Source organism: Mesorhizobium sp. L2C084A000 (assembly GCF_000502875.1).
Taxonomy (GTDB): domain Bacteria; phylum Pseudomonadota; class Alphaproteobacteria; order Rhizobiales; family Rhizobiaceae; genus Mesorhizobium.
Window position 1 is genome coordinate 43265 of the sequence record NZ_AYWX01000015.1, and the last position, 13323, is coordinate 56587.

The 13323-nt window shown below is 63.6% G+C and carries 14 protein-coding genes and 2 pseudogenes; 3 read left to right on the forward strand and 13 right to left on the reverse strand.

Going from position 1 to position 13323, the window contains the following annotated elements:
• The first annotated feature begins 9 nt into the window (after positions 1–9).
• Entirely contained in the window at positions 10–378 is a 369-nt protein-coding gene (locus tag X735_RS140595; protein WP_013528719.1) for a helix-turn-helix transcriptional regulator, read from the forward strand.
• Between the two features lie 85 nt (positions 379–463).
• Here the strand turns inward: X735_RS140595 and X735_RS140590 are convergent, their stop codons facing one another.
• From X735_RS140590 to X735_RS140575, 4 genes are all read right to left on the reverse strand, one after another.
• Positions 464–703, reverse strand: coding sequence for a hypothetical protein (locus X735_RS140590; RefSeq protein WP_023813425.1), 240 nt, complete (start codon positions 701–703; stop codon positions 464–466).
• A gap of 137 nt (positions 704–840) precedes the next feature.
• Positions 841–1458, reverse strand: a complete 618-nt coding sequence (locus X735_RS140585) for a transglutaminase-like cysteine peptidase (RefSeq protein WP_031213661.1) — start codon at positions 1456–1458, stop codon at positions 841–843.
• Positions 1459–1692: 234 nt separating this feature from the next.
• Entirely contained in the window at positions 1693–2970 is a 1278-nt protein-coding gene (locus tag X735_RS140580; protein ID WP_023813427.1) for a polyhydroxyalkanoate depolymerase, read from the reverse strand.
• Positions 2971–3204: 234 nt separating this feature from the next.
• On the reverse strand, positions 3205–3564 hold the full coding sequence (locus tag X735_RS140575; RefSeq protein ID WP_023813428.1) for a septal ring lytic transglycosylase RlpA family protein: 360 nt from the start codon (positions 3562–3564) through the stop codon (positions 3205–3207).
• A 309-nt stretch (positions 3565–3873) separates the two neighbouring features.
• Between X735_RS140575 and X735_RS1000000169395 the strand changes: the two genes are divergently transcribed.
• On the forward strand, positions 3874–4050 hold the full coding sequence (locus X735_RS1000000169395; RefSeq protein ID WP_023813429.1) for a hypothetical protein: 177 nt from the start codon (positions 3874–3876) through the stop codon (positions 4048–4050).
• Between the two features lie 235 nt (positions 4051–4285).
• Here the strand turns inward: X735_RS1000000169395 and X735_RS140570 are convergent, their stop codons facing one another.
• From X735_RS140570 to tauA, 9 genes and pseudogenes are all read right to left on the reverse strand, one after another.
• Positions 4286–5077 (reverse strand): ATP-binding cassette domain-containing protein, encoded by a 792-nt coding sequence (locus tag X735_RS140570; RefSeq protein ID WP_023813430.1) that lies wholly within the window; start codon positions 5075–5077, stop codon positions 4286–4288.
• A 10-nt stretch (positions 5078–5087) separates the two neighbouring features.
• The gene (locus X735_RS140565) at positions 5088–5864 is read right to left on the reverse strand and encodes an ABC transporter permease subunit (protein ID WP_023813431.1); all 777 of its coding nucleotides are present in this window, start codon (positions 5862–5864) and stop codon (positions 5088–5090) included.
• A pseudogene (locus X735_RS01000000166335) lies at positions 5861–7092 on the reverse strand (LLM class flavin-dependent oxidoreductase). The gene X735_RS140565 and the pseudogene X735_RS01000000166335 overlap by 4 nt, the downstream one beginning before the upstream one ends.
• Before the next feature lie 91 nt (positions 7093–7183).
• Positions 7184–8155 carry a sulfonate ABC transporter substrate-binding protein gene (locus X735_RS140560; protein WP_023813434.1) on the reverse strand — a complete coding sequence of 324 codons (972 nt, stop codon included), beginning with the start codon at positions 8153–8155 and terminating at the stop codon, positions 7184–7186.
• A 260-nt stretch (positions 8156–8415) separates the two neighbouring features.
• Positions 8416–8700: pseudogene (locus X735_RS140555) on the reverse strand (GIY-YIG nuclease family protein); the annotation flags it as partial.
• A gap of 183 nt (positions 8701–8883) precedes the next feature.
• Positions 8884–9069, reverse strand: coding sequence for a hypothetical protein (locus X735_RS140550; RefSeq protein WP_031213663.1), 186 nt, complete (start codon positions 9067–9069; stop codon positions 8884–8886).
• 29 nt (positions 9070–9098) lie between these two features.
• Positions 9099–9959, reverse strand: a complete 861-nt coding sequence (locus X735_RS140545; RefSeq protein WP_023813437.1) for an ABC transporter permease subunit — start codon at positions 9957–9959, stop codon at positions 9099–9101.
• Entirely contained in the window at positions 9956–10747 is a 792-nt protein-coding gene (locus tag X735_RS140540; RefSeq protein WP_023813438.1) for a taurine ABC transporter ATP-binding protein, read from the reverse strand. The genes X735_RS140545 and X735_RS140540 overlap by 4 nt, the downstream gene beginning before the upstream one ends.
• 125 nt (positions 10748–10872) lie before the next feature.
• On the reverse strand, positions 10873–11886 hold the full coding sequence (gene tauA / locus X735_RS140535; protein ID WP_023813439.1) for a taurine ABC transporter substrate-binding protein: 1014 nt from the start codon (positions 11884–11886) through the stop codon (positions 10873–10875).
• A gap of 910 nt (positions 11887–12796) precedes the next feature.
• On the opposite strand from tauA, the gene X735_RS140530 reads away from it, so the two are divergent.
• The gene (locus X735_RS140530) at positions 12797–13300 is read left to right on the forward strand and encodes an Rrf2 family transcriptional regulator (protein WP_023813440.1); all 504 of its coding nucleotides are present in this window, start codon (positions 12797–12799) and stop codon (positions 13298–13300) included.
• Positions 13301–13323: the final 23 nt, after the last annotated feature.

Genomic DNA, 13323 nt, shown 5'->3' on the forward strand with positions numbered 1-13323 from the left:
GGTGGGGACATGACCCCGTTCGGAGAGAAGCTGCGGACGCTTAGGAGCGAACGCGGTGTCCGCCAGAAGGACATGGCGGCGGCGATCGGCGTCAGCGCCGCCTATCTGTCGGCGCTCGAACATGGCAGGCGCGGTGCCCCGACCTGGACGCTGATCCAGAAGATCATCGGCTATTTCAACATCATCTGGGACGATGCCGAGGAACTGGCGCGGCTGGCCGAGGCCTCGCATCCGCGTGTAAAACTCGACACGTCGGGTCTTTCCCCCGCCGCCACCGAGCTTGCCAATCTGCTGGCGGAAAACATCGAGAAACTCGACGAAACCGAGCTCCGCCGCATCACCGCATCGATCCGCGCGGCGTTAAACCAGCGGCCGTAGTCCGACGATCCGAGCGTGATGCAAGTTCGCCTGCTTCAGAAGGAAACTGCCCGCCGGCGGACCGCCAGCGGGCACAGTGGTGAGATCACTTCTTGCCGGCCGTGCCGCCATTTCCGCCCCGGCCGTGATCGCCATTGCCGCCATGGCCATTGTTTCCGCCACCCAGGCAGTCCGACGCCCCGGCATCACCGCAACAGCGGCCGGCCCAGAGGTCGTTGAGGTTGGTTTTGGCACAGCTGGTGGTGGTCTGATCGGCCATGGCGGATCCGGCCATGCTCGACACCGCGAGAGCGGCAAGAAGGGTATTTCGCAGAAAAGCAGTCATCTGAAGTCTCCATGGTTGGTTTCGGTTCACGGCTGTGTGTCGCAGGCCGGAGCGAAATGGTTCACGGAGAGATGCGAGATTATTAGAGGATGCGCGCGGCGCCAAGGATCGCCGATGCCGCCCTGTTCGTGCAGAAGCTACTGCACCGCGCCCACCAGAACCTGCTGGCCACCGCGGATCGAGACCCAGCGCCCGGTGTTGTCGATCGCCTGCCGCTTGAGGAAGCGGTAACCGGTCGCGTCCCATGGTTTGACCTTGTCGGTCAGATTGTCGAGCACATAGTCGCCCTCGTCGGTGCGCACCGTCAGCACGGCGTGACCCTCGCCGTCGGGCTTGCGCACGACGGTGATCAGAAGATCGGCAAGCGAGATGCTCATGCGCGAAAGCTGGCGCCGCTTTTCCAGCACATAGTCCTCGCAATCGCCGACGCCCTTGTCGGGATAGGCCCAGACCTCGTCCTTGCCGTAGATATCCATGTCGCTCATCGGCTTGACGGCGGCGTTGACCCTGGCGGTGACATTGAGAAGCTTGCGCATCAGCCCGTCGCTCATCGTGGCCGGCGCCAGATTGGTCGGGCGGATCGAGCATTCGCCCGGATGCAGCTTGCAGAAATCATAGTGGCCGATCGGCTGCGAGGTGAGCCCCCCGGTCGCCATCGCTCCACCCGCCAAAGCCGGTGCCGCCCAGCCCGCCGTCATTGCCAGCCCGGCCGCCACATACACGCGCAGCCGTCGCGCCATCGATGAGGAAATCATTGTCCCCGCTCACCCTTTGTTATTAACGAAAGGTTAAGGGGGATTTACAGTCCGTGTCAATTACGACGACGGTCGGATTGTCGGCATGGTTACCCGAGGGGCTGGACAGCGGCACTTGTGCAACAGAATCGGCCAGCCAGCCGGCTTTTACCGTTCAATTTCACGGTTTATCGCCGTTAAGCTTGGTTTATGCAGGTCATCGTCCCAAAACCCGCAATTTTGGGCGGCCTTGCATTATCTCTTGGCGGCGCGGACCAGCTTCGGTTTCACCGCGACACGCTCCTGGCGGCCATAGCTGGTGATGAAGTCGACGATGCGCGGCACGATTTCGGAACGGAAGCGCGAACCGTTGAACACGCCGTAATGGCCAACCGCCGGCTGCATGTAGTGGGCATGCCTGTCTGCCGGGATGTTGGGGCACAGATCATGCGCCGCCTTGGTCTGGCCAAGGCCCGATATGTCGTCGTTTTCGCCTTCGACCGTGAACAGCGCGACGTTGCGGATCGCCGACGGATCGATCCTGGTGCCGCGATGCGTCATCTCGCCCTTGGGCAAGGCCTGGCGCACGAAGACCGTGTCGACGGTCTGCAGATAAAACTCCGCCGTCAGGTCCATGACAGCAAGATACTCGTCGTAGAAATCACGGTGCTTCTCGGCATTGTCGCCATCATGCTTCACCAGATGCATGAAGAAGTCCTTGTGGGCGATGATGTGGCGGTCGAGGTTCATGCTCATGAAGCCGGACAGCTGCAGGAAGCCCGGATAGACCTCGCGGCCGAAGCCCGGCACCGGCCAGGGCGCATGCATCACGACATTGTCGCGGAACCAGTCGATGCCCTTTTCCTGCGCCAGCAGATTGACCGCGGTCGGGTTGCTGCGGGTGTCGATCGGGCCGCCCATCAAGGTCATGGTCGAGGGCACGAAGGGGTCGCCCTTCGTTTCCATCAGCGCCACGGCGGCCAGCACCGGCACGGAAGGCTGGCACACCGCCATCACATGCGTGTCCGGCCCCAGCGTGTGCAGCATGTCGATGACGTAGTCGATGTAGTCATCGAGATCGAATTGGCCGTCGGCAAGCGGCACCATGCGGGCATCGACCCAGTCGGTGATGTGCACGTCGGCATAGGGCAGCATGGCTTCGACCGTGCCGCGCAGCAGCGTCGCATAGTGGCCCGACATCGGCGCCACGATCAGAAGCTTCGGATCGGGCTTGCGTCCGGCGGGGACCGTGCGCTCGAAGCGGACGAGATTGCAGAACGGCTTCGACCAGACGGTCTTTTCAGTGACCTCGACGCTCTTCCAGTCGACCACGGTCTTGGTCAGGCCGAAGGTCGGCTTGCCGTAGCGGCGCGTGGTGCGCTCGAACAGTTCGGCCGTCGCCGCGATCGAACGGCCCCATTGCGTGTGGGAAAACGGATTGAGTGGATTGGAGTAGAACATCCGCACCGCGTCGGCATAGAGGCGCGCCGGCTGCAGGGCCGCGTGGTTCATCTCATAGAGCTGGTAGAACATCGAGAACCCCGCTGCTGCCTGCGACCGAAGGGACGACGAGCCGCGCCGAGCCCTAGATGTCTCGCGGGGAAGTTAACAACTAATTGCTGCGATGCAATACGTCACGCGGCGTGACCAATGCTTCTTTGGTTCAAGACCGTGGAAATCGGGGCCGAACGGTGCCAGCCGGCTCAGTGTGCGACTGCGAAATGTGTAGGCAATGTGTCCGGCCTATGTTGCCGGACACAGAAAACTCTAGACGCGCGCCATGCACACGGAAGTATGGCCGGAGCCGATGAAGCCGAGCTGGCCGGCCGCACCCTTCGACAGGTCGAGCACGCGTCCCTTGATGAACGGACCGCGATCGTTGATGCGCACGACGACGCTGCGGCCGTTGTTCTTGTTGGTCACCCTGAGCTTGGTGCCGAAAGGCAAGGTGCGATGCGCGGCGGTCAGCGCTGACGGGTTCATGCGCTCGCCCGATGCGGTCTTGGAGTGCAGGGCGTACCATGAGGCGCGGCCGCACTGGGCGGCGGCGGTCGCCGAAGAAGCGCCGACCATGAGGCCAGCAGCGATCGTTACCGCGACAAGCGCGGTCTGTTTTGGGTTCTTCATATTTGGGGGATGGCTCCGTTTTTGACAGACCCCAGCCGTTAGGTGCCAAATAAGGCGCGAAATGCGGCAGTCATCTGGCGGTTCCGTGGCAATGGCACACGTTTGGAGTCGCTGAGTAACAGTCTGTCAGGGATTTTCCGCCGCGCGATGATCAATCAATGATGATCTTTGTCCTGCTGCCAGGCATCCGTTTGACAAGATCGAACATTAATATCCAAGTAGAGTCCGGCACGGACGGGCCACTTCCTTCGGCTCTTTTATCGCGGCCCCGATGCTGCAGCCAATCGACTTCAAAAGGGAGATCCTGCAATGAGGCTGACGAAAAATCTGCTGGCGTTGATTGTGCTTGCCGTCGGCGCGCTGTGGTCGCTGCAAGGCATCGGCGTGGTCGGCGGCAGCTTCATGACCGGCCAGTCGCAATGGCTCTATATCGGCGTCGTCACCATGCTGGTCGGGCTGGTGGGATTGGTGTGGGCGAACCGGTAGGGGTGTGAGCTGTAGAACGAGGGGCGGCGATCTGTGGCGCCCCCCTCTGCCCTACCGGGCATCTCCCCCTCGAGGGGGGAGATTGGCCGTCATCACTGCTTTCGCTAATCTTCATCATTGAAAGAGGGCAGCGAGGCCGAAGCTGCTAATCTCCCCCCTCGAGGGGGAGATGCCCGGTAGGGCAGAGGGGCGCGCTGTCCCGCCGACGCCCCAAATGTTGTATATCGTCAAAAAGCTACCCGAACAGCCGATCCAGAATCTTGCCCTCCAGCCGGGCCAACTCCACCGAACCGCGCCGGCGCGGCCGTTCCACGGGCACATCCAGATCAAGCGCGATCCGGCCTTCGCTGATCACCACGACCCGGTCGGCCAGCGCGACCGCTTCGGCGACATCATGCGTGACCAGCACAGCCGTGAACTTCTGCGCGATCCAGATGCGTTCCAGAAGCTGCTGCATCTCGATGCGGGTCAGGGCGTCGAGTGCGCCGAGCGGCTCGTCGAGAGCCAGGATCTGCGGGTGGCCGACCAGCGCGCGGGCCAGCGCCACGCGCTGCTTCTGACCTCCGGACAGCACCGAAGGCCATTCGTCGGCCCGATCGGCAAGCCCGACCTCGCCGAGAATGTCGAGCGCGCATTGCCTTGCCTCCGCGCCGGAAGCAATCCCGGTCAGCCCGACCTCGACGTTTTTCACCACGCTGGCCCAGGGCAGGAGCCGTGGCTCCTGGAACATGAAGCGCGTGCGGCTGTGTCCTTCCTCTGCCACGCCGAATGTCAGCGATCCCGATGTCGGCCGGTCGAGCCCGGCCAGAAGCCGCAAAAGCGTGCTCTTGCCGCAGCCGCTCTTGCCGATGACGGCAAGGAACTGCCCGGCCGGCACGTCCAGGTCGATGCCGTCGAGCACGGTCTTGTCGCCGAAGCGCTTGCCGGCTTGCCTGAAGGCAAAGGCCCGCTGCCCTTCGACGGAGCCGATCGGCCGCACCGGCGTGGCGACGAAGGAACGGGCTGCGGTCAGGCTGGCGGCGGTCATGGGCAATCTCTCATCCGTTCTGGAAGGCCGGATGCCAGCCGAGCGACAGCCGCTCGAGCAGGCGGGCGAGGCTGTCGGCGAGCTTGCCGAGCAGCGCGTAGATCAGGATCGACAGCACGACGACGTCGATCAGCAGGAATTCGCGCGCCTGCATGGCCATGTAGCCGAGGCCGGAGCTGGCCGAGATGGTTTCGGCGACGATCAGCGTCAGCCACATGATGCCCAGGGCATAGCGCAGGCCGACGAAGATCGCCGGCAGCGCGCCGGGCAGGATGACGCGGAAGAACAGGGCGCGTCGGTCCATGCCGTAGACGCGGCCCATCTCGACCAGCTGCGGGTCGACGCTCTGGATGCCGAGCAGCGTGTTGACGTAGATCGGAAAGAACACGCCAAGCGCCACCAGGAACAGTTTGGCTTCCTCGTCGATGCCGAACCACAGGATGACCAGCGGGATCAGCGCCAGGTGCGGGATGTTGCGGATCATCTGCAGCGTCGTGTCGGTCAGGCCGCGGCTGAGCGTCGACAGCCCGTTGGCAAGGCCAAGCGCAAAGCCGATCGAGCCGCCGACGGCAAAGCCGGCAAGGGCGCGCGCGGTCGAGACCCCGATGTTGCGGATCAGTTCGCCTGACAGCGTCAGCCGCCAGAAGGCTTCGGCCACCGCGCTCGGCGCCGGCAGCACGTTGGCGGGCATGACGCCCGCGCGGCTGGCAACCTCCCAGCCGGCAATAACCAGCGCCGGGAGCAGCCAGCCTATGGCATTGTTATGCAGGCGTGTGGAAAAGCTCATGACGAAGCCTGCAGGCGGTTGGCTCCATGGAAGCCGACCGAGAATTCGTTGGCGATGTTCTCATGCGCCCGCTGCCGCCTGGTGCCGAGCCCGAGTTTCGGGAACAGAAGCTCGGCGACGCGATAGGCTTCCTCGAGATGCGGATAACCCGAGCCGATGATGGTATCGATGCCGATCGCCTGGTATTCCCGGATGCGCTCGGTGATCTGTTCGGGCGTGCCGACCAGCGCCGTGCCGGCGCCGCCGCGCACCAGCCCGACACCGGCCCACAGATTGGGCGAGACGACCAGCCTGTCACGGCGTCCGCCATGCAATTGCGCCATACGGCGCTGACCGACCGAATCCATCTGGTTGAGGAAGCGCGCCTGCGCATTTTCGATCTGGGCGTCGGTGACATGGCTGATCAGCCGGTCGGCGGCGCGCCAGGCTTCGTCCTCGGTCTCGCGGACGATGAAATGCAGCCTGATGCCGAAACGCAGTTTTCTGCCGCGCAGTGCCGCTTTTGCGCGCGCCGCGGCCAGCTTCTCGGCAACCTGCGCCGGTGGCTCGCCCCAGGTCAGATACATGTCGACGAGGTCGGCGGCGAGGTCCTGGCCTGCGTCCGACGACCCGCCGAAATAGAGCGGCGGCCGCNATCGACGAGATCGGCGGCGAGCTCCTGGCCGGCATCGGACGAGCCGCCGAAATAGAGCGGCGGCCGCTCCTGGTGCGGCAGAAGGTCGAGGCGGCCACTCTCGACGCGGTAATATTTGCCGTCGAAATTGACCCGCTGGCCCGACACCAGGCCGCGCCAGATGGTCAGGAACTCATGCGCCTGGGCATAGCGCTCGTCATGCGGCAGGAAGACGCCGTCGCCGGCGAGCTCGGTCGGGTTGCCGCCGACCACGACATTGAGCAGCAGGCGGCCATTGCTCAAGCGATCGAGGGCGGCGGTCTGGCGCGCGGCGAAAGTCGGCAGCGTGACGCCCGGCCGCAGCGCAACGAGAAACTTCAGCTTTTCGGTCAGCGTCGCGAGACCTGTCGCGGTGATCCAGGAATCCTCGCAGTTCTGACCCGTGGGCAGCAGCACGCCGGGAAAGCCGAGCCGGTCGACCGCTTGCGCGATCTCCTTGAAGTAACCGAATTCAGGCGGCCGCTGCTGCTCCTCGGAGCCGAGATAGGAGCCATCGCCATGCGTCGGGATGAACCAGAAGAAATCGAGCGGTGCGGTGCTGGCAGGCGCGGTCATGTCTGGCACAGTCACGGGCGGATCTCCTGGAGATATGGGTGCAAACGCAAAGGGCGCCGGGCGTTCTCACCCGGCGCCGTCAGGGGACAAGTTAGTTGCCGGGTGCTGTCCACACCGCGTCGGAGATGCGGACCGCTTTCGGGATCAGCCCGAGCTTATAGAAGCGGTCGGCGGTGGCCTGCTGGCCGGCGATGATCTCGTCGGTGATCGGAAAGATGCCGAACTTGGTGCGGTTGGCGGCGATGATCTGCGCGTCGAGCGGCACACCGGTCACCTCATGCAGCGCCGCGGCCACCTCGTCGCGGTTCTGGTCGGCCCATTTCGCCGCCTCGCCAAGGGCCGATATCGTCGTGGTGATGGTTTCGGGGTGCGCCTTGGCGAAATCCTTGTTGGCGAGGAAGTAGGTGTTGACCTTGAGCACCTCGCTGGAGCGAGCCAGCACACGCGGCTGGTAGCGGGTTTCGGCGATGGCGAAGAACGGATCCCAAACGCTCCAGGCATCGATCTGGTCGCTGGCGAAGGCTGCGGCTGCATCCGCCGGGCTGAGATAGACCGGCGTGATCTGGTCGAACGGAATACCGGCCTTTTCCAGTGCGGCGACAAGCAGATTATGCGCGCTGGTGCCCTTGCCGACACCGACGCGCTTGCCCTTGAGATCGGCGACCGACTGAATCGGCGACGCCGGCTTGACGAAGATCGCCTCGCCGTCGCCATTCGACGGCAGTGCCGCCGCATAGACGATGTTGGCGCCGGCCGACTGGCCGAAGATCGGCGGTGCGTCGCCGGTCCAGCCGACATCGATGGCGCCGACATTGAGCGCCTCGACCAGCGGCGGCCCGGCGGTGAACTCGACCCATTTGACCGTCACGCCCTTGTCTTCAAGTGCCTTTTCGATCACCTGCTGCTGCCTGGCGATCACCGGCAGGCCGGTCTTCTGATAGCCGATGCTGAGCTGCTTCAGCTCCTGCGCTGTGGCGCCGGATGACAGGACAACCGTAGCCGCCAGCAGGCCGATGCCGAAAACACGTCTCGTCAGATTGAAAGGCTTGGTCAGATTGAACATTGATCCCTCTCCTTCGCTGCGGATCGGCGCCGGGAAATGGCCTCGCCGGTTGGAAGATGGATCAGGCTAGGTAGTTCTATAAATTTAGTAGAGGAATAATTTTGCGAGATGGACTTGAAGAGCGGATTTGTTTTCTGCAGGCAGCCCCAGCTTTCGTCATTCTAGGGCGAAGCAAGGAGCGAAGCGACGCGGCGCAGACCCTAGGATCCAGGCCGTGACGGTGATGCTATGCTCCGGCGGTGCAAGGAACCGAGCGCCGACCAGCCGGTTCCACGAAAGAGCTCGAACCACTCCGGATTGGCCCTCTCGATCAGCTCGATCTTCCATTGTCGTGGCCAGCGCTTCAGTGATTTCTCACGTTGGATGGCGTCGGTAATGTCGAAATACTCTTCGTACCAGACAAGGCGTTGCACGCCGTAGCGACTGGTAAAGCCTGAGCCTTGGCCGGACTTGTGCTCGGGTACGCGGCGGCCGAGGTCGTTGGTGACACCGATGTAGATCGTACCGCGCTTCTGACTCGCGGTCATGTAGGCATAGCCGGTCATGGTTGAAGGGTAGCCCGCGTGAGTTGGCGTGCAAAGCGACATTTCTGATCCGCCGCATTCTACGACCACCGTCACGGCATGGATCCTAGGGTCTGCGCCGCGTCGCTTCGCTCCTTGCTTCGCCCTAGGATGACGAAGCTTAAGTTAAGCCGTCTTCGTGACACAAGTCGTGCCCCGCCCCCTTCACTGCGACCAATACTGCCAAGCCCAGTAAAAACTCTCGTCGCGTGGCGGCAGGCGGTCGCGCTCGGCGTCCCAGCGGACCGGCGTTGGCGATTTCAGTTGCTGTTCAAGCGGCTGGCTTTCCCTGGTCCAGGCGAGAAGCCAGTTACCGGCTTGGGCGAACAGCACGGCGGTGGAATGGGTCATCGTCATTCTCCTGCTCCTCTGGGCTTCGATCATTCGCGTCCCGCCCACGGGACGAGCACGCGCTCGATCCTGCGGATGGTGAATTCGAGCACGAAGGCGATGGCCGCGATCACCAATATGCCCATCACCACCACGTCGGTGACGAGGAACTGGGCGGCCGACTGGATCATGAAGCCAAGCCCGCGTGTCGCCGCCACCAGTTCGGCGGCGACCAGCGTCGACCAGCCGGCGCCGAGCGCGATGCGCAGTCCGGTCAGGATCGACGGCAGCGCGCTGGGCAGAATGACGTGGCGGACCACTTGGCGCTGGGTAGCACCCAGCGAGCGCGCCGCATTGATGCGCTCCTGCGAGACGCCGCGAACGCCGGACGCGGTCGACAGCGCCACCGGCGCCAGCATGGCAATGGCGATCACCAGGATCTTCGACGGCTCGCCGATGCCGAACCAGATGATGACCAGCGGCAGGTAGGCGAGCGGCGGGATCGGCCGCAGGAATTCCAGCAGCGGATCGAAGATGCCGCGCCCGATCGTGCTGATGCCGATGGCGAGCCCAACCGGCACGCCGATGAGGATGGCGGCGACCAGCGCGGCGAATATCCGCCACAGGCTGGCGACGGCATGCTGCAGCAGCGTCGCATCGACGAAGCCGTCACGAGCGACGGTGATGAACTTGTTCCACACGGCGGCAGGCGATGGCAGAAACACTGGCGACACCAGTTGCAGGCGGGCCGACAGCGCCCACAGCGCCAGCACCACCAGGATGGTGACAGCGCTGACCGCGCGGGCCGAAACGCCTTTACGCTTGGGGCTGGGTCGCGACCATGGCACCGACAGGCCGTCGGCCTCGTCGATCTTGTGTCCCGGTCGCTCCGTGTAAGAAGTAACGGTCATGCCGCTTCTCCTTCGAAGATCGCATCGGTCAAGTCCGCGCGGGCTTCGGAAAAAATCGGATCGGCCTTGATCGTGCGAATGGCTTCGCCAGACGCGTAGCGCCTGGAGAAGCCGGGTTCAAAAGTCCGCACCACGCGGCCCGGCCCGGGCGCCAGCACGACGATGCGGGTGGCCAGCACCAGCGCCTCCTCGATGCCATGCGTCACCATCAGCACGCCGACCTCGCTTGCCGTCCACAGATCGAGCAGCGTCGTCTGCATGCGTTCGCGCGTCAGCGCATCGAGCGCGCCGAGCGGTTCGTCGAGCAGCAGGAATTCGGGTTCGGCGGCGAGCGCCCGGGCCAGGCCGACGCGCTGGCGCATGCCGCCGGAAAGCTCCCAGATGCGCTTGTCGCCGGCGTCGGTGAGCTTCACCAGCGCCAGCAACTCATCGGCGCGCTGGGCTCGCTCGGCTGGCCTGACACCGCGCAGCCTGAGCGCGAAGGCAACGTTTTCGCGCGCCGTCAGCCATGGGAACAAAGCATCGTTCTGGAACACCACCGCCCGGTCCGAGCCCGGCGCGGTGATCGGCTTGCCGTCGATGGAAGCCGTACCTCGCGCCGGCGCGACAAGGCCGGCGGCGACGTTGAGCAGCGAGGTCTTGCCGCAGCCGGAACGGCCCACCAGCACGACGAAATCGCCCTTGGCGACATCGATCGACACCCGTTCGACGGCAGGCTCCGCCTGGCCGTCATAGTGGATCGAGACCTTGTCCAGTACGAGATGGGGGTCGAGCACGAGATGCGGCATGGATACCTCGCCGATTTTGAAGCAAATCCGACTGCCCCGAAACCGCTCCTCGTCAGCGGTTCCGGGGCAGGCAGCACGCGGCGTCAGGGAAGAAGATCCGCGCGCGTTCGTTTGGCGTCAGGCGTTCAGTTCGAGGCAAGCGCCTCGGTGACGTATTTCGACGACACGTATTTGGAATAATCGGGAAGCACGGCGTCGATCTTGCCTTGCTCCTTGAGGAAGGCGGATGTCGCTTCCACCGCCTTGACCGTGCCGCCGCCGAGGAACTTGTCCGAAGCCTGCTCTTCGAGCGTCGGGAAGACATAGCCCTTGAGCAGCTGCGGCACCTCTTCCAGCTTGGCGCCGGTGATCTTGGCGATCGCGGCCGCCTGTGGCGACGACACCGACCAGGCGTCGGACTTGGCGAGGAACTCGGCATAGGCGGTGCCCGTCACCTTGACGAAGTCGCGCACTGCCTCAGGGTTCTTTTCGGCGAAGTCGGTGCGCACGATCCAGGCGTCGAAGGTCGGCGCGCCCCAGGCGGCGACCTGCGAGGAATCCAGCACCACCTTGCCGGTCGTCTTGATCTGGCCGAGCGCCGGATCCCAGACATAGGCCGCGTCGATATCGCCGCGGGAAAAGGCCGCCGCGATCTCGGGTGGCCTGAGATTGAGGATCTCGACCGACTTCGGATCGACGCCCTCATGCTTCAGTGCGGCGAGCAGGCTGTAATGCGTCGTCGAGACGAAGGGCACGGCGACCTTCTTGCCGGCGAGGTCGGCGACCCCAGCGATGCCGGCGCCGTTGCGGGCAACCAGCGCTTCGGATTCGCCGATCAGGCCGACGATGAAGATGGTCTGGATCGGCAGCTCGCGGCTCGCCGCCGCCGCCAGCGGGCTCGAGCCGACATAGCCGATATCGACCGAACCGGAAGCGACCGCGGCGATGACATCGGCGCCGGAATCGAATTTGCGCCAGTCGATGGTGGCCTTCGTCGCCTTTTCATAGGCGCCGTCGGCCTGCGGCACTTTCGAGGGTTCGACCACTGTCTGGTAGCCGATGGTGATCTTGAGGTCGTCGGCAAGGGCAGGGCCGAGGAAGGCGGCGCCGGCTAGTGCGGCGGACGAGAGAAGAACAATGCGTCGCGAAATCGTGGACATGAAGGGCTCCTGAAAAGAGAGAATTGGAATGCCCCATGATAGTCAGCTAATTCTATCACTCTTGTAGAGTTAAATCCTTCCAACCAAGGCGAGCTTGTTAGAAAAAAGCTGTCGATGGTGGGGTGGCGAGGCGGATAGGGCGGCTGCAAGCGATCTCCTGGCTTGATCCAAGCCGTGACGTTGGGGGCTCGGCTACTGTCCGAAGTCTTCCGATGTCGGCGGGACAGCACCGCCTCTGGCCTGCCGGCCATCTCCCCCGCAAGGAGGGAGATCGCTGTCATCCCGGCTTTCGCCAATCGCCATCGTTGCAGGTGTTGAACCTACGGTGGATCTGCCAATCTCCCCCCTTGCGGGGGAGATGCCCGGCAGGGCAGAGGGGGGTGCTGTCCTGCCAGCGTCCGGCAAGGTTCTGCACGCACCAACGCTGGAAGGAATGGCATGACCTCGATCGCGAACGAGAATTCCTAGTCTTGCCCCTGTCAGGCAAATCCATACCCAAAAAAGCCATGGATTCGAAAACACCTTCCACAGTGCTCCAGCATAAGTATAGTATTCTTATCGACATGAGAGAGTTGGAGTCGGCGATGAGCGGCCACCACATCACCATGATCGCTCGCGGCATGGATCGGCTTTCGCCGTCGCGTCAGTCGATGCCGACCACATCCGGCCCTGGAGGACCATTTTGCCATCCCACTGCTCTCAAAGGGCATTTTTGTGCTTTCGAGGGCACAAGGTCGGGCTAAAATGGCCACAGCGGGCTTGAAAACGAAGCAAAATCAACAGTTCTCGGCTTGTACATCATGTCACTAGAATTTATGTGTCATGCGGGCTTGGACGCGGCGGCAACGCACGCCAGGCGTTTTGCAACCGATGGTTCCACGCCGTCGCATGACAGAGAAATTTTGATCTCATGCTCACGAAAAAGGGCAAGTACGGCCTCAAGGCGCTCGTCCATCTCGCGCAATTGCCGGCCGGGCAGCTTGCCTTCGTCAACGACATCGCCACCGGCAACAACATCCCGAAGAAATTTCTCGACGCCATCCTGGGCGAGTTGCGCAATGCCGGCTTCGTCCAGAGCCGCAAGGGCAAGGATGGCGGCTATCGCCTGGCGCGCCCCGCCGACGAGATCAAGGTCGGCCATGTCGTGCGCGTCCTCGACGGTCCGCTGGCGCCGATCCCCTGCGCCAGCCGCACCCAGTACCAGCGCTGTGAAGATTGCAACGAGGCGACATGCCAAGTCCGACATCTGATGCTCGAGGTCCGGCAGGCGATCGCCGAGGTGCTCGATCAGCGCAGCCTCGCGGAAATGCGCGACATCGTCCTCGACGACCTATCGGTCGCGAAGGGCATCGACGATCTGCCGGTTGCGAGGGACATCGGCGATCTGCCGGTCGCGGTGAAGGTCCAGGCCTGACACTGGCGCTGCGCAGAGCGAAG